Origin of the sequence: Bacillus sp. FSL K6-2944, assembly GCF_038005385.1 — a bacterium.
GTDB lineage: Bacteria > Bacillota > Bacilli > Bacillales > Bacillaceae_G > Bacillus_A > Bacillus_A cereus.
In genome coordinates, this window is sequence record NZ_JBBOTE010000003.1 from 682295 (window position 1) to 703540 (window position 21246).

Sequence of the window (21246 nt, forward strand, 5' to 3'; positions counted from 1 at the left end):
GTCATATACATATGCTGTTAGCTTCTGTACCACAGCTTGACCGTGTAGCTATCCAACTTGGGCCATTTCCTGTGTATTGGTACGGGATTATTATCGGTACAGGTGTGCTATTAGGTCTTTGGCTGGCAACTCGCGAGGGAGAAAGGCTAGGTATTCCAAAAGATACATTTGTTGACCTTGTATTAATTGCAGTACCGATCGCTATTCTTTTTGCGAGAATGTACTATGTTATTTTTGAATGGGAATATTACGCACAAAATCCGAGTCAAATTATTAATATTCGTCAAGGTGGTTTGGCGATTCATGGTGGTTTAATCGGGGCTGTTATTACAGGTGTTCTTTTTGCGAAACGACGCGGACTTTCTTTCTGGAAGTTGGCTGATATTGCTGCACCAAGTATTTTACTAGGACAAGCAATTGGCCGATGGGGAAACTTTATGAACCAAGAGGCGCATGGTGATGAAGTAACGAGACAGTTTTTAGAAGGTCTTCATTTACCGGATTTTATTATTAATCAAATGTATATTGAGGGTGTGTACTATCATCCGACGTTTTTATATGAATCATTATGGAATTTTGCAGGCGTAATTTTACTACTTGCATTAAGAAAAGTGAATTTACGTCGCGGGGAATTATTCTTCACATATTTAATTTGGTATTCAGTAGGACGCTTCTTCGTAGAAGGCTTACGTACAGATAGTTTAATGCTAGGACCACTTCGTATTGCACAAGTAATGTCAATTGGACTTGTTGTTATTTCTATTATTTTCATTATTGTGAGACGAAAAATGGGGCAAGCTGATAAAAGATATTTAGAAAATTAGAGACAAGTAGCATCTTATTATAAGATGCTGCTTCTTTCATATTCAGGAAGGCGAAAGGACTAAGGCGATGAGAATAAATACAGTTTTATTTGATTTAGATGGAACTTTAATTAATACAAACGAACTTATTATTTCTTCTTTTTTACATACTTTAAATACATATTATCCAAATCAATATAAGCGTGAAGATGTATTGCCATTTATCGGTCCATCTTTGCATGATACTTTCAGTAAGATTGATGAAAGTAAGGTTGAAGAGATGATTACAAGTTATCGCGAATTTAACCATGATCATCATGATGAATTAGTAGAAGAATATGAAACTGTATATGAAACAGTTCGAGAGTTGAAGAAGCAAGGTTATAAAGTTGGTATTGTTACAACGAAAGCGAGACAAACCGTTGAGATGGGATTACAGTTGTCAAAGCTTGATGAATTTTTTGATGTTGTCGTGACAATTGATGATGTAGAGCATGTGAAACCACATCCAGAGCCACTTCAAAAAGCGCTTGAATTATTAGATGCAAAACCAGAAGAAGCATTGATGGTTGGGGATAATCATCATGATATTGTCGGTGGTCAAAATGCGGGGACGAAAACAGCTGCGGTTTCATGGACGTTGAAAGGTAGAGCGTATTTAGAGGCTTACAAGCCGGACTTTATGCTAGATAAAATGAGTGATTTGCTACCGATTTTGTCTAATATGAACCGTTCATAAAGGTCCAAGTAAGTTAGTAGAGGAGCGAGCTAAGTGCGACGGACAACGCGCTATCCTGTTTCAGGAGAAAATTCATTATGGAATGTGTATAAAACAGTGTCTTTTTGGAAGGTAATGAAAAACTTTATTATTATCCAAATTGCACGTTACACGCCATTTTTATCTGTGAAGAATTGGTTGTACCGCACTTTTTTACGGATGAAAGTAGGAAAGAAAACATCATTTGCGCTTATGGTAATGCCGGATATTATGTTCCCAGAAAAGATAACTGTGGGAGAGAATTCGATTATTGGCTATAACACAACGCTTTTAGCACATGAATATTTAATTCGTGAATATCGACTTGGGGAAATCGTCATTGGAAATGAAGTGATGATTGGAGCGAATGTAACAATATTACCAGGTGTGAAAATTGGAGACGGTGCGACTGTCTCAGCTGGCACACTTGTTCATAGAGATGTACCGAGCGGTGCTTTCGTAGGTGGAAATCCAATGCGTATTATTTATACGAAAGAGCAAATGACCGCCAGAGAAGGTTCATGGTGAAAATGTAACATTTCTCCTCTTTTTTTATGAATAAAAAGGAAATAATTGAGTATAATATACTGTTTTGTTTTTTACGGAATCGTTTATACTTATAGATAGAAGAATGTGTGAACGAAGAAAACAAAAAACTGGAGGATATATGGGGAAAAATCAAAGGATATATAAGGAGAACGGACAAGTTATCTCTTTTAATCAATTAGCGGACTTCTTTTATAAAAAAGGGATGAGAGCTTACAAAGGACAAAAATTGCAAGATGCAATTAAATATTTTCGAAGAGCGGCACAAAGTGAGAAGGAGCCGTTTATTTTATGTCAATTAGCAACAGTATTATCTGAGGCTGGTGAATATCAAGAGTCGAATCAAACCTTCTTAAAGTTAGTTAGATCTAATCCTGAACTTGAACAGTGCTATTATTTTATTGCAAATAATTATGCATATATGGGGTTATTTCAACAGGCGAAGAAATATGCGGATCGCTATTTAGAAGTTGCAAAAGAGAAGGAATTCGTAGAAGATACATTAGAACTTCTAGAGATTATGGAAGAAGAAGCAATGGGTGCGGAAGAGATTGAAGATGAAGATGATTTAATTGTTATGCAGGAAGAAGCGAATCGTTATATTCGTAATGGACAATTAGAAGAAGCAATTGCTACATTAGAAATTGTTACGAAAGATTATCCGGAATTTTGGTCAGGTCATAATAATTTAGCCATTGCACATTTTCAATCGGGTAATGTAGACAAAGCGCTGAAGTTAACAGAAATGATTTTAGAGAAAAATCCTGGTAATATACATGCGCTTTGTAATACACTTATTTTTCTATATTCAATTGGAGAGCATAAACAAGTAGAAGCATTAGCGGGACAGCTAGTTTCAGTATATCCAATTTCATTTGAACATCGTTTGAAACTGGGAACTACACTTGCAACAATTGGTTATTTCGAGCATGCATATAAATGGTTCAAACTATTAAAGCGTCAAGGATATGAGGGAGACGTTAGTTTTTATTATTGGTTTGCATATTCTGCTTATATGGTGAAAGATCAGCAACTAGCTGAAAAAATGTGGCAATATGTCGTGGAATTGCATCCTGATAAAAAGGGAAAAGAACCGTGGAATGCGCTGAATTTAGCAGATGAAGGACAAAACATGTTATTTGAAGAATTACGAAAATCATTTCAGCAAAGTGCGACGCTAGAAGAACAAATGCTAGCTTTATATTTAATGAATGAATTGTCAACGCCGGAGAAGGTGGGATTCTTCTTTGATATAACGCAAGCGAAGAACGGTGTTCCCATCGTATCACAACTTGCAAAGTACTTCTTTTTACTTAATAGTCATAAGAGTATTCCAGCTGATTTACAGCAATTTGAGCAGTGCGCGAGAATCGCGGATGCATTATACAATTATACGAAAAAAGATGATGAATTAATTGAAGAGTGTTTACACTTTTGGTTTTGTACGTTCATACGTTTATATACATCTGGAGACATATTTACAAATGTGTACGGCTGGTCAGCTGCGATTGAATACATTGTACGCGGCGAACAAGGAAATAAAATGACACAGTCGGAGCTTGGAGATGTATATAATGTATCTGTAGCGACTGTCCGAAAGTATGTGCAAGCTGTTAAGCGTACGCACACATAAGATAAGCAAATCATTGGGAAAAAAATGATGCTAACAGTATAATGAGGGTAACTTAATTGTGTAGGAATGGATAGGAGTGAATAGTGTGTCAGAAGAAAAAATTTATGATGTCGTTATTATTGGTGCAGGACCAGCTGGTATGACAGCTGCAGTATATACATCTCGTGCAAATTTAAGCACATTAATGCTTGAGCGTGGTATTCCAGGTGGCCAAATGGCAAACACGGAAGATGTAGAAAACTACCCAGGTTATGAGTCTATTTTAGGACCAGATTTATCAAATAAAATGTTCGAGCATGCGAAGAAATTTGGTGCTGAATATGCATACGGTGATGTGAAAGAAGTCATCGATGGTAAGGAATACAAAACAATTATTGCTGGTAAAAAAGAATATAAAGCACGTGCAATTATCGTTGCAAGCGGTGCAGAGTATAAAAAAATTGGTGTACCGGGTGAAACAGAACTTGGCGGCCGCGGTGTATCATATTGTGCAGTATGTGACGGAGCATTCTTTAAAGGAAAAGAACTTATCGTAATTGGCGGCGGAGATTCTGCTGTTGAAGAGGGTGTGTTCTTAACGCGCTTCGCATCAAAAGTAACGATCGTTCACCGTCGTGACACGCTTCGTGCACAGAAAATTTTACAAGACCGTGCTTTCCAAAACGAAAAAGTAGATTTCATTTGGAACCACACGATAAAAGAAATCAACGAAGCAAGTGGTAAAGTAGGAAGTGTAACACTTGTGGACGTAAATAGTGGAGAAGAGAAAGAAGTCAAAACTGACGGCGTATTCGTATACATCGGTATGTTACCTTTATCAAAACCATTTGTTGAACTAGGTATTACAAATGAAAATGGTTACCTTGAAACGAACGAGCGTATGGAAACGAAAATTCCTGGTATTTTCGCAGCTGGTGATGTTCGTGAAAAAATGCTTCGTCAAATTGTAACTGCAACAGGTGACGGTAGTATTGCAGCGCAAAGTGCACAACATTACGTAGAAGAATTATTAGAGGAATTAAAAACTGTATCAGAAAAATAAGGGATAATATACCTTGTGAGAAGAAAGCTACCGACAGGAGCTTTCTTCTTTTTTTGTAACTACTCAGCCACCTTTCGGTGTCTTTTTTAAATTTTACTAGTTTCATATGCCTCCCATTTGTAAATACTGAGTATATCAAACAGGGGAGGTGAATCTTATGGTCGATCGAAAAATTATTTTAGATACATATAAAAAAGGACCTGAAGCTGTTATTTCTTTATTTGAAGAAACATTTTCTAAGTTAGAAAAACGTATACAAGAACTAGAAAATGCTTCAAAAAAAAACTCCAAAAATAGTCATAAGCCACCTTCTACAGATGGTTTGGGTAAGCCCGTTACAAAAAGTTTGCGCAAACCGTCTCATCGTCAAACGGGTGGCCAGTTGGGCCACAAGGGACATACTCTTGGTTTGACAGCGACTCCAGATCATACGATTACACATTCTCCTACATATTGTACTTGTTGTCATACTTCCTTGAACCACGAGCCTGTAAAAGGGTATCGCATTCGCCAAGTGTATGACTTACCACCTATTCAGATCGAAGTGACAGAACATAAAGTAGAACAGAAAGAATGCCCACATTGCCATTCTATCCAAGAAGCCCAATTTCCTTCGACAGTATCTCGTCCTGTTCAATATGGTCCAAATATAAAAAGACTGATTCCCTATTTAACGCATTATCAATGCATTTCTTTGAAGCGAACAAAAGAATTCTTTCAGGATTGTTTTGGACATTCTATAAGCGAAGGAACCCTGGTAAATCATACACAGGCTTTCGCTTCTCAATTGCAGCCATTCATAAAAGAAGTAAAGGAAAAGATTCTGCAGTCTCCTGTTGTCCATTTTGATGAAACTGGTATGCGTGTAGAAAACAAAACACAATGGTTACATACTGCCAGTACACCGGAGGTGACATTGCAACATATTCATCAAAAACGTGGAAAAGAAGCAATGGATGCTGGAGAAATCTTGCCATCTTTTTCTGGAATTGCGATGCATGATGGTTGGAAATCGTATGATGCGTATACAGATTGTCGTCACGTTTTATGTAATGCCCATCTCTTACGAGATTTACAAGGAATTATAGATAGTACTGGAGAACAATGGGCACAACAGATGCAGAAATTTCTAACGCAAGCGTTGACGATGAAAAAGCAATCCGAAGGTACCATGCCAAAAGCGACGCAAAAGAATCTGTTTATTATGTATCAATCCATATTGAAAGAACAACAGATTCTTTCCACGAAACAAAAGAAGAAAGGAAAGCAGACGCCTTCTCAAAATTTATGGAATCGCTTCGTCAAGTATTCTGACAGAATTCTAGCGTTTTTAGAACATCCAGCCATTCCATTTGATAACAATCAAGCAGAACGGGATATTCGGATGACGAAAGTAAAACAGAAAGTGTCTGGGACTTTCCGAAGTAAGAAAGGCGCAGAATCTTTTTGTCAGATACGAAGCTTTATGAGTACCATGAAAAAACAAAAACAATCGGTCTTACAAGCGATAAACCAAGTCATAGAAACTAGAACGGTTCCTTGGAATAACACGACTTCATAAGAGAATTTCTCTATTTGGCATAGATTCTTTCTCTGATTGGAGTATTTTCTTTTCATGTTTTCGAATCGGAAACATGTATTTGGCCTGTTTTTTTATTTGAAGAAGCTGAGTAGTTACCTTTTTTTTTGTGTGAAAATGTCAAAGTTTTGTCAAAAAATATAAGGATTATAAGCTTTCTTATTGATATACTGGACTTTACGGAAAAAATCACTATAAGAAATGAGGAATTTATTCAGTATGGAATGGCGTAATATATATCGTGGATTTTGTATGGGCGTTAGTGATTTAATTCCTGGTGTGAGCGGCGGTACAATCGCTGTTGTGTTAGGGATTTATGAACAATTGCTTGCGGCAATTAGTGGATTCTTTAGTCGTGAATGGAAAAACATTTAGGATTTTTAATTCCACTTGCAGCTGGTGTGGCAGCGGCATTTTTAACGTTAAGTCACGTTATTAAATATTTACTTGCAAATCATTATGAACCGACTCAATTTTTCTTCCTCGGTTTAATTATTAGTATATTACCGATGTTAATGAGGGAAGCTGATGCAAAGTCGTCGTTTAAAGGTAAGCACATCGTTTTATTAATAGTTGCAGCAATTCTTGTTGCGATTACAGCTTTCTTTAAACCAGATAAGGCAGCAGATCCAATTACGACGTTAACAATTTTAAATGCAATTGGTTTATTTTTCGCAGGATGGATGGCTAGCATGGCCATGCTGCTTCCTGGAATTAGTGGATCGTTTATTTTATTAATTATTGGTGTGTATCCAACAGCAATTAACGCTTTAACTACACTTAACTTACCTTTAATCGTGGTTATCGGTGCTGGTGTTATGGTTGGATTTGTTGTAAGTAGTAAAGGCATTAGTTTTTTATTAGATCGTTATAAAAGTATGACATTTGCGGCAATTATTGGACTTGTAATCGGTTCGATTGTAATTGTATTCCCTGGGATTCCGACTGGTGGATTTTCAATTATAAGTTCAATCATTACCTTTATTTTAGGATTTGCGATTGTTACTTATTTCGGTAAGAAATAAGGGCTTTAATCCCCTTGGCGATAAAAATCGTTAAGGGGATTTTTCATGCTATTCATTCAAAGTATAAGCATTTACATTGCTTGTTATAGAAAGCTTTTTTAAAATTGCTGAGTAGCATATGCTTAGCGAAAGAGGACTGGCTCCTTCGTTGTAGCAAACTGTTTTTGATAGTATAATGAAAGAAGTATGCAGTGAGAAATTTTACTGCAAGTAGCTGAGGTGAAGAAACATGCAAAGAGTGACAAACTGTGTGTTAATTAGAGATAATGAAGTACTCTTACTCCAAAAACCTCGCCGAAATTGGTGGGTTGCACCAGGCGGGAAAATGGAGCGTGGTGAGACTGTAAGAGATTCCGTTGTTCGCGAGTATCGTGAAGAAACAGGTATTTATTTGAAAAACCCAGCGTTAAAGGGGGTCTTCACCTTTGTCATCCAAGAAGGTGATAAAGTTGTTTCTGAATGGATGATGTTCTCCTTTTTAGCGACAGATTTTGCAGGAGAAAACAAACTAGAGAGCGAAGAAGGCATCATTGGTTGGCATACATTTGATAAAATTGATGATTTAGCAATGGCGCCAGGAGATTATCACATTATTGATTATTTAATTAAAGGAAATGGCATAATCTACGGTACATTTGTATATACCCCAGATTTTGAGTTGCTTTCATATCGATTAGATCCGAGTTAAACCGTCAAGGAGAGGATACAATGACAGAGAATAATGATATAAAAATGGTAATTATTACAGGGATGTCTGGAGCCGGAAAAACAGTAGCTTTACAAAGTTTTGAAGATTTAGGATATTTTTGTGTGGATAATTTACCACCGATGTTATTGCCAAAGTTTATTGAGCTTATGGCGGATTCAAAAGGGAAAATGAATAAAGTGGCACTTGGTATTGATTTACGTGGCCGCGAGTTTTTCGAACATTTATGGGGAGCACTTGATGATTTATCAGAACGTACATGGATTATTCCTCATATTTTATTTTTAGATGCGAAAGATAGTACGCTTGTAACTCGTTATAAAGAAACGAGACGTTCGCATCCACTTGCACCAACTGGTTTGCCGTTAAAGGGAATCGAAGCAGAGCGTAATTTATTAACAGATATGAAGGCACGAGCGAATATTGTGCTTGATACATCGGATTTAAAACCGAAAGAATTACGTGAAAAAATTGTTCACTTGTTCTCAACAGAAACTGAGCAAGCATTTCGTGTAAATGTTATGTCATTTGGATTTAAGTACGGTATTCCAATTGATGCAGATTTAGTATTTGATGTTCGTTTTTTACCAAATCCATATTACATTCCACATATGAAGCCATTAACAGGACTAGATGAAGAAGTTTCTTCGTATGTACTGAAATTTAATGAGACACATAAGTTTTTAGAGAAGTTGACGGATCTGATTACTTTCATGCTGCCTCATTATAAAAGAGAAGGCAAAAGTCAACTTGTAATTGCAATTGGATGTACAGGTGGACAGCATCGTTCTGTTACGCTTACAGAATACCTTGGGAAACATTTGAAACCAGAGTATAGTGTTCATGTATCTCATCGTGATGTGGAGAAGAGAAAGGGCCATTAAGGGATGAAAAAAGAGAGAAAGCCTAAAATTGTCATCATGGGAGGCGGAACTGGACTCTCTGTTTTATTAAGGGGATTAAAGCAATATCCTGTTGATATTACAGCAGTTGTTACAATTGCTGATGATGGTGGCAGTTCGGGTAGATTACGTGATGAGCTAGAAATTCCACCTCCAGGTGACATCCGTAACGTACTTGTTGCGTTATCGGATGTAGAGCCACTGGTGGAAGCTTTATTTCAGCACCGTTTCACAACAGGAGACGGACTGAAAGGTCATGCGTTAGGAAATCTATTGTTGGCAGGTATGACCTCGATTACAGGAGACTTTTTCCATGCAATTACAGAAACAAGTAAAGTATTAAATGTCAGAGGACGTGTATTACCAGCAGCGAATCAAAGTGCGGTACTTCATGCGGAACTTGAAGATGGGGAAATTGTAACAGGTGAATCAAAGATTCCTTATTACGGAAAGAAGATTAATCGTGTCTTTTTAACTCCAGAAGATGTAGAGCCATTGCATGAAACGTTGGCTGAGATTAAACGAGCTGATTTACTTGTTTTCGGTCCTGGAAGTTTGTATACGAGTATATTGCCCAATTTAGTTGTTAACAAAATTGGAGACGCTGTTCTTGCTGCAAAGGCGAAGAAGGTATATGTATGTAACGTTATGACACAAGCGGGTGAAACGATGGGATATACTGCTTTTGATCATGTGCAGGCGTTACACGATCATTTAGGGCAACCATTTATCAATACTGCAATTGTAAATAACCGTGAGATTCCTTGTGAATTACGCAAGTCATATGAGGAAGAAATGTCTACACCAGTTGTAGTGGATGAAGAACGTTTAGTTGAAAATAATATTGATGTTATTCAAGAGGGATTAGCGAAGTATGATGATCATGTTGTAAGGCATGATACGTTAAAGTTAGCGTCCATTTTATATTCATTGTTATAAATATGCGTTGCCTCGTTTGAGGTAGCGCTCCTCATTCATATAGGACAAGAATTTTGTTCCATAATAATCGTATAAGACCTGCGGTAGTATGTCAACTGAGAAATAACAAAGTTTAAAGTTGCCAAAGGTCAATTTGTTTAAAAAAGGCATCACGAAACTAAACCAGTAACGAATGTAATTTACTGGAAAATAATGAAAGGTAGCGATGACAAAAATTTATGTCATTCTTTCACACACCTTCCAGGCGTAAAAAGTTGGTGGCTACGTAGTAGCGCATCCACCAATCGCACAAATTTTCTTGCGGTTAGAACGAGTGCACGTTTGTGTTGATGTTTTGGTACTTCATTATATTTTTTCACGTAATACTCTTGATAATCTGATACATGCTTTCTTACTGAATTGGCGGCTTCAACTAAGTAATAACGCAAGTAATGATTACCTGTACGGGATAATGAAGTATCTTCAGCTGTAAAACGACCAGATTGGTGCTTTCGCCAGTATAATCCAGCGTATTTGGCTATTTTTGTTTCATCGTCAAATCTTTCGATTTGGCCAATTTCAGCAATGATACCGGCAGCGAAAACAGGACCTACTCCAGGAATAGATTCAAGTGTTTGGGTCAAACCAGCCATGATTTTTTTAATAGACTTTTCTAATTCCTTGATTTGCTGTTGAAACGTACGAATGACTGCGATGGATGTACCTAAGATGACATCTATTGAATCTTCTACAACCTTATCCAAGCGATAAGAAGCTTTCACAGCTTTTTGAATGGATGCTGCTACGCATTTTGGATCACCAAAACGGTTTCGACTTTTTTCCTGTAGGAACTCAGCGAGTTCTTCTAAAGGCATATTAGCTAGTTCCTCTAAGCTGAATTTTTCAAGAAATAGTTCTGTCATGGCGCTACCAAATACGGAAGTATCCACCTCTTGTGAAAATGTATTACATTTAAAACTTAGGTGTTGAAGAAAGTGTTGTTTTTCTTTCGTTAACATTTTGACAAGTTGGTATCGTGATCGAGTTAATTGCTGCAGTGCCACGTACTGGCTTTCTTTTACGATAGACATTTGATTGCGGCCAAATCGTAAGTAATCAGCAATGACATAGGCATCAATCTCATCGGTTTTATTCATGTCAGAATAGCTTTTCTTAAAATTTGCGACTTGCTTTGGGTTTAGGAGAAATACTTTTGCTCCAAAACGCTGTAAATCTATATCATGGTGAAGAAACATAGAAGGATGAAAGCTGTAAACAGAGGTGGATTCTAGGCCAATCTTAAGGATGTCGACCTCTTTCCCTGCAACACACTGTAATAATTTTTCTTTGAGTGTAGTAGCTCCTGGTAGGTCATTACTGACCGAAAAAGAATCCAGTTTTTCTCCATCACCATTTAAAAAGCAAACTTTCATATCAAACGAACTTACATCTAAACCAACAAATAATCTCATGTAAGAGACCTCCCTTCTATATTAGAATCATTTCTTGGACGTCTCGAGATATCTCTAGTGTGTACGCCGACCAACAACCTCGTGTATGAGAGCTAGTCCTGAATCGAAAGCCGCCCTAGAGCTACTATCATCTAGGTTCGAGGGGCAGGCTGCTCAGCCTGCGAGTAGGGAGTCCCGCACGTTCACTGAGAAACACTCTTCAAATGTGGTAAATCCACAGGAGGTGAAAGAATTGTCCCAAATGATCCTACAATCATTATCTAGAAATATCTTGAGACGTCCAAGTATTTTTATTTATAGGGCTCTTATTAAGAAGAAAATCTAAGCCTGTAATAGGGCTTAAATATTAATATACGAGGAGGTGTTGACTGTGTCATTTGCATCAGAAACAAAGAAAGAGTTGACGAATCTTGAGATGAAGGAATGCTGTGAGAAAGCAGAATTATCAGCGTTACTTCGAATGAACGGGTCGCTTTCTTTTTCAAACCGTCGTCTATCTATCGATATTCAAACGGAAAATGCGGCAATTGCAAGAAGGATTTATACGCTTTTGAAAAAAGGATATGACGTGACGGTAGAATTGCTTGTCCGTAAAAAAATGCGCTTGAAGAAAAATAATGTATATATTGTGCGGCTTGTTGAGAAGTCTCGCGAAATATTAGCTGATCTTCATATCGTTCGAGATGACTTTTCATTTATTCGAAATATATCACAAGAATTGATTGAGAAGAAATGTTGTAAACGATCGTACTTACGTGGCGCATTTTTAGCAGGTGGTTCAGTAAATAACCCAGAAACATCATCTTATCATTTAGAAATCTTTTCGTTATATAAGGAACATAATGATGCTATATGTGAACTGATGAACGGATTTGATTTAAATAGTAAGACGTTGGAAAGAAGAAAAGGGTACATTACGTATTTGAAAGAAGCAGAAAAAATTACAGAGTTTTTAAATATTATAGGTGCTCATAATGCACTTTTAAGATTTGAAGATATTCGAATCGTACGTGATATGCGTAATTCTGTAAATCGTTTAGTGAACTGCGAAACAGCTAATTTAAATAAAACAATTGGTGCAGCACTAAGACAGATTGAAAATATTCGTTATATTGATGAGACAGTTGGTCTTGATATTTTGCCGGATAAATTACAAGAGATTGCACAATTACGAAGAGATTATCAAGATGTAACATTGAAAGAGTTAGGTGAGATGGTATCCGGGGGGAAGATTAGTAAGTCGGGTATTAATCATCGTTTGCGTAAAATCGATGAAATCGCAGAGAAATTACGCGCGGGGGAAACGTTAGTAAAAAAATAAGAGGTTAAAGGGGAAATGGAGCTGTGGTTCAAAAACGAGTTCAGGTTTCATTAAAAAACGGTTTACAAGCACGTCCGGCTGCGTTGTTTGTACAAGAGGCAAATCGCTTTCATGCAGATATCTTCATCGAGAAAGATGGAAAGACAGTAAATGCAAAGAGCATAATGGGGATTATGAGCTTAGCAATTGGAACTGGAAGCATGATAACAATTACAACAGAAGGTTCAGATGCAGAAGAGGCTTTAGAAGCATTAGCTGCATATGTACAATAAGAAGCTATCGCGTATATGCGATAGCTTTTTGTTTTTGCGGTTTACTTAAAGGGAGTTTTCGGGATAGGGGGTATGTAGGTGGTTTGTCCTTGTCGTAGATTGTCGGTCAATCGATATGTTGTGTCGAACCGTTGATATATTAAAAAAATCGTTGATATAATTTAAGTTTTGTTCGATATAATTGAAAAATCGTTGATATATTTAGGTGAATACCAGGGTGGGTATCCAGAAGGAGGTGCATGATAATAAAAAAGCACCCTGTAATAGGGCGCTTTTTTATGTATCCAGCTCCAGCGGCTAGAATCTCCGGTCGCTTCGCCCCTTCATTCGAGGCAAAAAGCGCCTCGGAATCAGGTGCTCCATCGCCCTGCGATTCTGAACGAGCCGCTTCCGCTTTTAGTTATTAACGATTTGTAAAGATCTTATCGATTAAACCGTATTCTAAAGCTTTTTCTGCTGTCATGAAGTTGTCGCGGTCTGTGTCGCGTTGTAGTACTTCAAGTGGTTGACCAGTGCGGTCAGCAAGAATTTGGTTTAGTTTTTCACGTAAGAATAGGATACGTTTTGCAGCGATTTCGATTTCAGTCGCTTGACCTTGTGCTCCACCAAGTGGTTGGTGAATCATTACTTCACTGTTTGGAAGTGCGTAACGTTTTCCTTTTTCACCTGCTGCAAGTAAGAATGCACCCATAGATGCAGCCATACCGATACAGATTGTTGATACTTGTGGCTTAATAAACTGCATTGTATCATAGATTGCCATACCCGCTGTGATAGAACCACCAGGGCTGTTGATGTAGATGTGAATATCTTTTTCTGGATCTTGAGATTCCAAGAATAAAAGCTGGGAAACGATTGAGTTAGCTACGTTGTCATCAATTGCACTACCAAGCATAATGATGCGGTCTTTTAATAGTCGAGAGTAAATATCGTAAGCGCGTTCTCCACGATTTGTTTGTTCAATTACTGTAGGAATTAAATTCATCTGTTATTTCCTCCTTATAAAGCTTTCTTAGTCTTATAATACAATTATGGTCAATAAAGGTCAAACGAAACCGCTTTAAATCAAAAAAATATGTAGTTGTACCATGAAATATTCGCTATGTTTTCGAAATTCCCTGCTTATGTATCTTCAACATCATAACCGAATTATATAAATTTAAACGTTATGAAAACTGGAGAAAAAAGAAAAGAACGCCTTTTAACTGAAGCGTTCTTTCGATAATTAGTCTTTTAAAAGATAGGTTACTTTATTTAAAATCTTTTCGATTTGTTTGGCGTTTTTACTATACATTTCGCTTGCTGATTTCGACTTTGTTTCTAGGGAAAATAGTTCAAGATCAGCATGACATTTTTTTAAAGATGCTAATAATAAAGGTTTATTTTGAGGAGAAGGCATTTGGAGTTTGTCATTGTAAATGTCGATAGTAAGTTGTCCGTATGAATCCACTTGACCGAGGAAGACATTTTCAATAACAACACCGAGTTTTTCTAATTCTGAATGTAGCCAAGTGCGGTTATGTCCGCTTGCTGAAAGAGGTTCATCTAGTACATTTCCATCCATAATAACAGTTTGTGGTTCTTTCTCGTTTGGTACTTTTAAACCGATGTCTTTTGCTGTAAGTGGCTGAGAATCTTTCTTTAATAATACATTTAATTCTCCGCTCGGTTCTAAGACAGCAAATTCGACTTCAGCTACGCTGAACGCACTTTTTCCACGGAGAAGTTCCAGTAATTCGTCACTCGTATATTTTTCTTTCTTTAAATTATCTTCGAGTATCTTTCCGTCTTTTATTAATACGGTAGATTTTCCTTCAAAGAAGTCCCGAGCTGTTTTGTTCTTTAAAGAGAGGATTCCTGTTAAAAAAGGTACCACAGCGAAAATGAGTATCGCAAAGACGCCGTGAAAAAATTTTGAATCGAGCCCTGTAGATACTTGGGCAGCGATGTCACCAATCGTCATTCCGGCTATGTATTCAAAAAAGGAAAGCTGAGAGATTTGTCTTTTCCCTAACCATTTCGTAATAGCGAATAAAATAATTAATATGAATACAGAGCGAAGAATGACAAGTGTCCATTCCGGCAGGTGAGACATAGTCGTTTCCTCCAGTCTACTTAAAACCCTTTATATTGAGGTTCTTCACGTTCTAATACTGAAATTCTATCCTTTAAATCAGCGATGACGCTGTCCATTTCTAACATACATTCATGAAATACGCGTTTTGATTCTTCGTCTTGTGAATTTAATGAAAGAGAGCTTAAGCTTGCTTGAGCTCCCCTTACACTAGCAAGGCAAGTTTTTACGCTAGCGATAACAGTCATATAAACACCTCTTATCCTTTCGGTTTGAATAATAATGCTCCAATGAAGCCGAAAATAATAGCTGCTGATACACCGGCGCTCGTTACTTTAAACATGCCGGTAATAACGCCAACGATGCCATGTTTTGCAGCTTCTTCCATTGCGCCATGAACGAGGGCATTACCAAAGCTTGTAATAGGTACAGTTGCCCCGGCTCCAGCGAAATCAATTAATGGCTCATACAAATTAAATCCATCTAATATAGCTCCAGCAACAACGAGTGTTGCCATTGTATGAGCGGGTGTTAGTTTGCCGACATCAAACATAAGTTGGCCGATTACACATATGAGTCCGCCAATGACGAAAGCCCAGAAAAAAATCATTGCGTTGCACCTCCAAATTCAATCGAAACGGCATGAGCGATACACGGAATCGTTTCTTCTTGTTGGAATGTAAGTGGAGATAGTAAAGCGCCTGTCGCAACGACAAGTATTTTTTTGAACTCTCCTCTTTTCATTCGGTTTAATAAATGACCGTAAACGACTGTTGCGGAACATCCAGGCCCGCTAGCACCAGCTATGACAGGTTGTCCTTCTCTGTAAATGATAATTCCGCAATCTTGAAATTGTTCGCTCGTTACTTTCGTTCCGTGTTTATGTAGTAAGTCATAAGCAATTTCGCGTCCTACATGTCCGAGATCGCCTGTTACGATTAAATCGTAGTAAGAGGCATCAATTTGGCGTTCACGTAAATGGGCTTCAATTGTATCAACTGCAGCTGGAGCCATTGCGCCTCCCATATTAAACGGATCCGTTAATCCCATATCAATCACTCGTCCGATTGTTGCAGAGGTTACTCTTGGACCGTGTCCAGTATCGCTTAAAATAGCGGCTCCTGCTCCGGTTACTGTCCACTGTGCAGTAGGCGGCTTTTGTCCGCCGTATTCGGTAGGGTAGCGGAATTGTTTTTCTACAGCAGTATTATGGCTTGAAGCTCCAGTTAATAAATATTTTGCACCTTTTGCATTTACGATACTTGCCCCAAGTGCTAAACCTTCCATAGAAGTAGAGCAAGCCCCGAATAGTCCGAGATAAGGAGTGCCAAGTGTGCGGCAAGCAAAGCTTGTTGGAGTGATTTGATTAATTAAATCTCCTGCGAGTACGAATTGAATATCGTCTTTACGAAGTTCTGCTTTTTCAGTAGCGCGGCTACAAGCTTCTTCGAATAAAATTTTATGTGCTTTTTCATAGGAATCTTGTCCAAGCCATAAATCTTCATGAAGGATATCGAAGTCTTCTGGGATGTTCCCCTTTGCTTCAAATGGTCCACCGACAACCCCTGTTGAGATAATGACTGGTTTGTTTTCAAATACCCACGTTCGGTGTCCTTGTAACATTTATAGCCCTCCCCATTGAACGAGAATAGTTTTAATAAGTGCGATGACGAAAGCGGAAAATACACCAAATAAAATAACAGAACCAGCTAGTTTAAACATATTGCCGCCAACGCCAAGGACAAATCCTTCCGTTCGATGCTCAATACATGCGGCAATAACAGAGTTACCAAATCCAGTAACAGGTACAGCTGTACCTGCTCCGGCAAACTGTCCAAAACGATCGTATATACCAAATCCAGTTAGTAACATGGAGATGAAAATGAGAGTTGCGACTGTTGGATTGCCTGCTGAGCGTTCAGTGAAATCAAAATATGTGATATAAAAAGTAGAAATGAGTTGTCCGATGAAGCAAATAAAACCACCGACGAAAAAGGCTTTTATACAATTTTTTAAGACAGGTCGTTTCGGTTCGCGTTCTTGTTCGAATTTTTTATACTCCTGTTGTACAGGGGTTAAGTTTTTATCTTTACTAGCCATTGCAATCCTTCCTTTTCTTTTAAAAAGCGTTAAGTGTTAGACTCCATTTTTTTACCAATGAATTTTAATTGTTTATTAATTTCATCTTTAGATACTTCTTTTTCCTTAATTTTTCTTTCGAGTTTTTCGAGTAACATAAAGATTTTTTTATCTGTACTGACACGAACATCGAAAGTAGGATGCTCATCACTTAGCTGCTTTTGAAGCTTTTTACGAAGAGGTTTTAATCCAAACCTTTCGTGATGCTCAGGTGTAACTGCTATGTAGAGATCCAAATTTGAATTCACTGCTGTGCTTTTTATAATTTCATCCATAGCGAGAGCTCTTTTTTTCGCTCCTTGTGATATAGATTGATTAAAGGATTCCGTACTCGTCTTTGTTAACTTTGGACCTTTTTCTTTCTCCGTTCGTTTTGCTTCTTCTTTCACTTTTTTATCTAAAGGACTATTATCACATCCGGTAAAAGAGCTAAATAGAAGTGCAAATAATGCGGTTATGAGGCCGAGTTTTCGCATAATTATCATTCCATTTCTATTACAATATGTAATGTGATAGAAAAAGGATGACTGCATATCATCCTTTTTCTATTTCACAGCAAGACTGATTTGTTATTGCTGTGAGTATTGTGGTTCTTCTTGTTGGACTTCTTCAACGCGTGGGTTTAAAGAATCGATAATCGTTTGTGTTTGCTGCGCAGCTGTTTGGAAAAGTTGCTTCGCTTGTTGGTTATCCGTATCAAGAGCGAATCCCTCTAAGCTAGCTTGTGCACTTTTTAATCCAGAAACAGTTTGCTTTAGTTTCGTAATTACAGTCATTGAATGAAGCCCCCTTTGGAATATCAATTCAAAGATTATAATTTGTGAGTTGGGGTGAATTTATGATTGGAAAATTTAGGGGTGAAATAGATTTTATATGCTTTTAGCTAAGATGCATAAGGTATTACGGGGATATTTTTATTGATTTAGATGGATTTTATTGCTATTATTATGAGAAGAAAATGAAGTGTTTTCTATAATCATGCGCCCATAGCTCAGTCGGATAGAGCGGTGGTTTCCGGTACCACGTCTGCCGGGGGTTCGAATCCCTCTGGGCGCGTCAAAAAGTCCTAACTTACGTTTTGTAGGTTAGGACTTTTTTTTATTTTTCTCTTGTTATATCTGGTGATAAGATTTACTATTAGTACTTGATTATAATTTTTAAACTTATTATTTTCTTTCAATATTATTCAAATTTCGGTTGTAAGTTGTAAATCTCATTAATACATATAAATTAATAATATTTTGGAATGGGTATCTGCGTGAGGATTCTCCTTTTACCAAACTTATTGTACAATAGAAACAAGGGGGAGATTAGTTTGAAGGCAAGTCTTTTACAAGAACAAAGCTTACGTTTGGCAATGACACAAGAGTTAAGGCAAGCGATTACAATGCTCCAGTATAATGTACAAGAATTATCGGAGTTTTTGTATGAGCAATCGTTAGAGAATCCCCTTATTGAGTTAGGTGGTTTTGAGAGGGAGAAGAAAAAGAGCTCTAACAACAGTAAAAGTACCAGCAAACAAGTCGAGAATCAGATGGAGATCTACAGTGTGGATTCTACAACGATTCAGCAACATTTATTAAATCAAATACAGTATTATAAAATAGATGAAGAAGAGCGAAAAGTAGCTTCTTTCATTATTATGAACATGGATGGAAATGGATATTTACAAGAAACGAATGAAGAGTTAGCAGAGCTCCTTTCTGCGCATATTCATGTAGTCGACCGCTCTGTAGAGCTTGTCCAATCACTGGAACCAGCAGGGGTAGGGGCGCGTAATATTCAGGAATGTTTAACCTTGCAATTGAAGCGCTTACAAAGACGGAATGGATTAGCAGAAGAGGTTGTAGAAGATCATTTCGCTTATTTTGTGAAGAAAGATTGGCGAAAGCTCGTTCAAGTGTTGAAATGTAGTAATGAGGAATTACAGAGTGCGGTAAATTGTATAACGTCATTACAACCAAAACCAGGTCTTGCGTTTTCTTCAGATAAACCACTTTATATTGTGCCTGATATGGCGGTGAAAAAAGATGGCGATCGCCTCGTTTTACAAATGAATGAGAGAAATATGCCGAGAATTGAAATTCACTCTGAATATAGTGCGCTTCTTAATAATAGTGAAAGTGAAGTAGCATCTTACGTATCAGAGAAGTATCAGCATGTGCAGTGGATTATGCGCAGTTTGAAGCAGAGAAAACAGACATTGCTGCAAGTAATGAACATTATTATGGAAAAACAACGTGATTTCTTCTGGAAAGGTCCAGAGTATTTAAGACCTCTCGCTTTAAAAGAGGTAGCTGAAGAGTTAAGTGTGCATGAATCGACAATTAGTCGTGCGACGCGAAATAAATATGTGCAAACACCACACGGTTTATTTGAGATGAAATCGTTCTTTAGCAATGCCGTTTCGACGACTGAAGATGAAGCAGTTTCTACAAAACGTGTAAAACAATTTATTCAAACGTTAATTGGGGCAGAGGATAAGAAAAAGCCACTTTCAGATCAAAAGATTTCAAAATTATTAGAAGAAGAGCATGAAATTGTTATTTCTCGAAGAACAGTGGCGAAGTATAGAGAACAAATGCATATCCCAGCTTCGTCATTACGAAAAACGATCGGATAGGTGAAGAAGATGAAAGTTGTACTGTATACTAAAAAAGATTGTGGCCTTTGCGTGAAGGCAAAACAAGTTTTACAGGAAGTACAATGTGAATATTTTTTTCAAATCGAGGAAATAGATATATATGAAGATAATGACCTTTTAGAAAAATATCACTTAATGATTCCGGTTGTAAAAATGGACGGAAAACAAGTAGAATATGGTAACATTCACAAAGGTGTCATAATAAACTATATAAAGAATGCAGTTAAGAGTTGAATAAGTTTCTATCTCCTGTTACAATAATACACGTAGCAGGGATTATTTTTTTAACCTATGTGGGACACAAAATGTCACTACGGGACGTAAAGTGACCATGAAGGAAAAATGAACCGATGTAGTGAGGAGAAAAGATATGCGCTCATGGATTCAGAACACAAAAAAATTATTACCTGATCTGCTACCTGTTATGCAAACGAGAATGCAAATTCTTCAATACATTAGGCTCATGCAGCCGATTGGAAGAAGAAACTTATCAGCAAGTCTCGGTATGACAGAACGAGTATTGCGAAGTGAAGTTCAAGTTTTGAAAGAACAAAACTTAGTTCACGTCGCTTCTTCTGGAATGACTTTGACAGAAGAAGGAACAGCTTTAGTTCTTGCTTTGGAAGACTTTATGAAAGAAATTTCCGGGTTAAAGGTTTTAGAAAAGCAACTTAAGGAAACATTAGACTTGGATGAAGTTTTCGTTGTCCCTGGTGATAGTGATGAATCACCTTGGGTCAAACTGGAGATGGGCCGTGCTTGTGTGACTTGTATAAAAGACCGTCTGACAGCGAATAATATCGTTGCTGTGGCTGGAGGAACTACGCTAGCTGCTGCTGCGGACATGATGCAACTTGATTGCAAAGATTTACATATGCTATTTGTCCCAGCACGTGGTGGAATTGGAGAAGGCGTCGAATTAGAAGCCAATACCATTTGTGCCAAGATGGCGCAAAATACGATGAGTAATTATCGCTTATTGTATGTTCCAGACCATGTTAGTAGCGAAGCATATGCGTCTATTGTGACAGAGCCTTCCGTGAAAGAAGTTCTTGAGTTGATTCGATCTTCCAATATCGTCATTCATGGAATAGGTGATGCGTTAACAATGGCACGTCGCAGAAGTACTTCAGAAGCAGATTGGTTAAAGATTCAGGCAAGCGAAGCAGTTGGCGAAGCTTTCGGTTACTACTTTAATGAAGAAGGAAATGTTGTTCATAAAGTAAGAACAGTTGGTATGCAACTAGAGGATTTACAAAATGTATCTCACGTTGTTGCAGTCGCTGGAGGTTCTTCAAAGGCAAAAGCAATACAGGCTGTAATTAAACAAGGGCACACTTCAATTCTAATTACAGATGAAGGTGCAGCAAAACAGTTAACAAAGGGTTTTACCCTTTAATATAATCCCCCAAG

General features: G+C 37.6%; 23 protein-coding genes, 1 tRNA gene and 1 pseudogene. 16 read left to right on the forward strand and 9 right to left on the reverse strand.

Going from position 1 to position 21246, the window contains the following annotated elements; all coding sequences use genetic code 11:
- The first annotated feature begins 11 nt into the window (after nt 1-11).
- The 10 genes and pseudogenes from lgt (at nt 12) to MHH55_RS30175 (ending at nt 9932) form a co-directional block, all read left to right on the forward strand.
- A complete protein-coding gene (gene lgt, locus MHH55_RS30130; protein WP_000922849.1) occupies nt 12-824 on the forward strand; it encodes a prolipoprotein diacylglyceryl transferase in 813 nt (270 codons plus the stop codon).
- A gap of 67 nt (nt 825-891) precedes the next feature.
- Nucleotides 892-1542 carry a pyrophosphatase PpaX gene (gene ppaX, locus MHH55_RS30135; RefSeq protein ID WP_001222403.1) on the forward strand — a complete coding sequence of 217 codons (651 nt, stop codon included), beginning with the start codon at nt 892-894 and terminating at the stop codon, nt 1540-1542.
- A gap of 33 nt (nt 1543-1575) precedes the next feature.
- Nucleotides 1576-2088 carry an acyltransferase gene (locus MHH55_RS30140; RefSeq protein WP_001255070.1) on the forward strand — a complete coding sequence of 171 codons (513 nt, stop codon included), beginning with the start codon at nt 1576-1578 and terminating at the stop codon, nt 2086-2088.
- Between the two features lie 139 nt (nt 2089-2227).
- Nucleotides 2228-3739: a tetratricopeptide repeat protein gene (locus MHH55_RS30145; RefSeq protein WP_000517739.1), complete on the forward strand. Its 1512-nt coding sequence runs from the start codon at nt 2228-2230 to the stop codon at nt 3737-3739.
- An 85-nt stretch (nt 3740-3824) separates the two neighbouring features.
- Nucleotides 3825-4781 carry a thioredoxin-disulfide reductase gene (gene trxB / locus MHH55_RS30150; RefSeq protein WP_001288078.1) on the forward strand — a complete coding sequence of 319 codons (957 nt, stop codon included), beginning with the start codon at nt 3825-3827 and terminating at the stop codon, nt 4779-4781.
- A 157-nt stretch (nt 4782-4938) separates the two neighbouring features.
- Nucleotides 4939-6342: an IS66 family transposase gene (gene tnpC / locus MHH55_RS30155; protein ID WP_100910632.1), complete on the forward strand. Its 1404-nt coding sequence runs from the start codon at nt 4939-4941 to the stop codon at nt 6340-6342.
- A gap of 237 nt (nt 6343-6579) precedes the next feature.
- Nucleotides 6580-7385: pseudogene (locus tag MHH55_RS30160) on the forward strand (DUF368 domain-containing protein).
- Between the two features lie 229 nt (nt 7386-7614).
- Complete coding sequence (locus tag MHH55_RS30165) at nt 7615-8073, forward strand: NUDIX hydrolase (protein ID WP_001190080.1); 459 nt, start codon at nt 7615-7617, stop codon at nt 8071-8073.
- A gap of 20 nt (nt 8074-8093) precedes the next feature.
- The gene (rapZ, locus tag MHH55_RS30170; protein WP_000138459.1) at nt 8094-8975 is read left to right on the forward strand and encodes an RNase adapter RapZ; all 882 of its coding nucleotides are present in this window, start codon (nt 8094-8096) and stop codon (nt 8973-8975) included.
- 3 nt (nt 8976-8978) lie between these two features.
- Nucleotides 8979-9932 (forward strand): gluconeogenesis factor YvcK family protein, encoded by a 954-nt coding sequence (locus MHH55_RS30175; protein WP_000712189.1) that lies wholly within the window; start codon nt 8979-8981, stop codon nt 9930-9932.
- Nucleotides 9933-10153: 221 nt separating this feature from the next.
- Here the strand turns inward: MHH55_RS30175 and MHH55_RS30180 are convergent, their stop codons facing one another.
- Nucleotides 10154-11383 carry an IS110 family transposase gene (locus MHH55_RS30180; RefSeq protein ID WP_340880302.1) on the reverse strand — a complete coding sequence of 410 codons (1230 nt, stop codon included), beginning with the start codon at nt 11381-11383 and terminating at the stop codon, nt 10154-10156.
- A 370-nt stretch (nt 11384-11753) separates the two neighbouring features.
- Between MHH55_RS30180 and whiA the strand changes: the two genes are divergently transcribed.
- Both whiA and MHH55_RS30190 read left to right on the forward strand, forming a co-directional pair.
- Nucleotides 11754-12704: a DNA-binding protein WhiA gene (whiA, locus tag MHH55_RS30185; RefSeq protein WP_000006558.1), complete on the forward strand. Its 951-nt coding sequence runs from the start codon at nt 11754-11756 to the stop codon at nt 12702-12704.
- A 23-nt stretch (nt 12705-12727) separates the two neighbouring features.
- A complete protein-coding gene (locus tag MHH55_RS30190) occupies nt 12728-12976 on the forward strand; it encodes an HPr family phosphocarrier protein (protein ID WP_000250307.1) in 249 nt (82 codons plus the stop codon).
- A 403-nt stretch (nt 12977-13379) separates the two neighbouring features.
- Here MHH55_RS30190 and clpP read toward each other — a convergent pair whose 3' ends face one another.
- The 8 genes from clpP to MHH55_RS30230 form a co-directional block, all read right to left on the reverse strand.
- Nucleotides 13380-13961 carry an ATP-dependent Clp endopeptidase proteolytic subunit ClpP gene (clpP, locus tag MHH55_RS30195; protein ID WP_001049162.1) on the reverse strand — a complete coding sequence of 194 codons (582 nt, stop codon included), beginning with the start codon at nt 13959-13961 and terminating at the stop codon, nt 13380-13382.
- 240 nt (nt 13962-14201) lie between these two features.
- Nucleotides 14202-15071: a DUF421 domain-containing protein gene (locus tag MHH55_RS30200; protein WP_074553732.1), complete on the reverse strand. Its 870-nt coding sequence runs from the start codon at nt 15069-15071 to the stop codon at nt 14202-14204.
- Between the two features lie 20 nt (nt 15072-15091).
- Nucleotides 15092-15298: a DUF1657 domain-containing protein gene (locus MHH55_RS30205; RefSeq protein WP_000215909.1), complete on the reverse strand. Its 207-nt coding sequence runs from the start codon at nt 15296-15298 to the stop codon at nt 15092-15094.
- Nucleotides 15299-15309: 11 nt separating this feature from the next.
- Nucleotides 15310-15660, reverse strand: coding sequence for a stage V sporulation protein AE (gene spoVAE / locus MHH55_RS30210; RefSeq protein WP_000575919.1), 351 nt, complete (start codon nt 15658-15660; stop codon nt 15310-15312).
- Nucleotides 15657-16673 (reverse strand): stage V sporulation protein AD, encoded by a 1017-nt coding sequence (gene spoVAD, locus MHH55_RS30215; RefSeq protein ID WP_000938970.1) that lies wholly within the window; start codon nt 16671-16673, stop codon nt 15657-15659. Before spoVAD ends, spoVAE begins: the two co-directional genes overlap by 4 nt.
- A complete protein-coding gene (gene spoVAC, locus MHH55_RS30220) occupies nt 16674-17150 on the reverse strand; it encodes a stage V sporulation protein AC (RefSeq protein WP_000146953.1) in 477 nt (158 codons plus the stop codon).
- 29 nt (nt 17151-17179) lie between these two features.
- On the reverse strand, nt 17180-17665 hold the full coding sequence (locus tag MHH55_RS30225; RefSeq protein ID WP_001228545.1) for a YhcN/YlaJ family sporulation lipoprotein: 486 nt from the start codon (nt 17663-17665) through the stop codon (nt 17180-17182).
- A 93-nt stretch (nt 17666-17758) separates the two neighbouring features.
- A complete protein-coding gene (locus tag MHH55_RS30230) occupies nt 17759-17965 on the reverse strand; it encodes a DUF1657 domain-containing protein (protein WP_000216166.1) in 207 nt (68 codons plus the stop codon).
- 204 nt (nt 17966-18169) lie between these two features.
- On the opposite strand from MHH55_RS30230, the gene MHH55_RS30235 reads away from it, so the two are divergent.
- From MHH55_RS30235 to cggR, 4 genes are all read left to right on the forward strand, one after another.
- Nucleotides 18170-18245 (forward strand) — tRNA-Arg (locus tag MHH55_RS30235).
- 259 nt (nt 18246-18504) lie between these two features.
- On the forward strand, nt 18505-19812 hold the full coding sequence (rpoN, locus tag MHH55_RS30240; protein ID WP_000647953.1) for an RNA polymerase factor sigma-54: 1308 nt from the start codon (nt 18505-18507) through the stop codon (nt 19810-19812).
- Between the two features lie 9 nt (nt 19813-19821).
- The gene (locus MHH55_RS30245) at nt 19822-20067 is read left to right on the forward strand and encodes a glutaredoxin family protein (protein WP_078186939.1); all 246 of its coding nucleotides are present in this window, start codon (nt 19822-19824) and stop codon (nt 20065-20067) included.
- A 136-nt stretch (nt 20068-20203) separates the two neighbouring features.
- Nucleotides 20204-21232 carry a gapA transcriptional regulator CggR gene (gene cggR, locus MHH55_RS30250; RefSeq protein WP_001258185.1) on the forward strand — a complete coding sequence of 343 codons (1029 nt, stop codon included), beginning with the start codon at nt 20204-20206 and terminating at the stop codon, nt 21230-21232.
- Nucleotides 21233-21246: the final 14 nt, after the last annotated feature.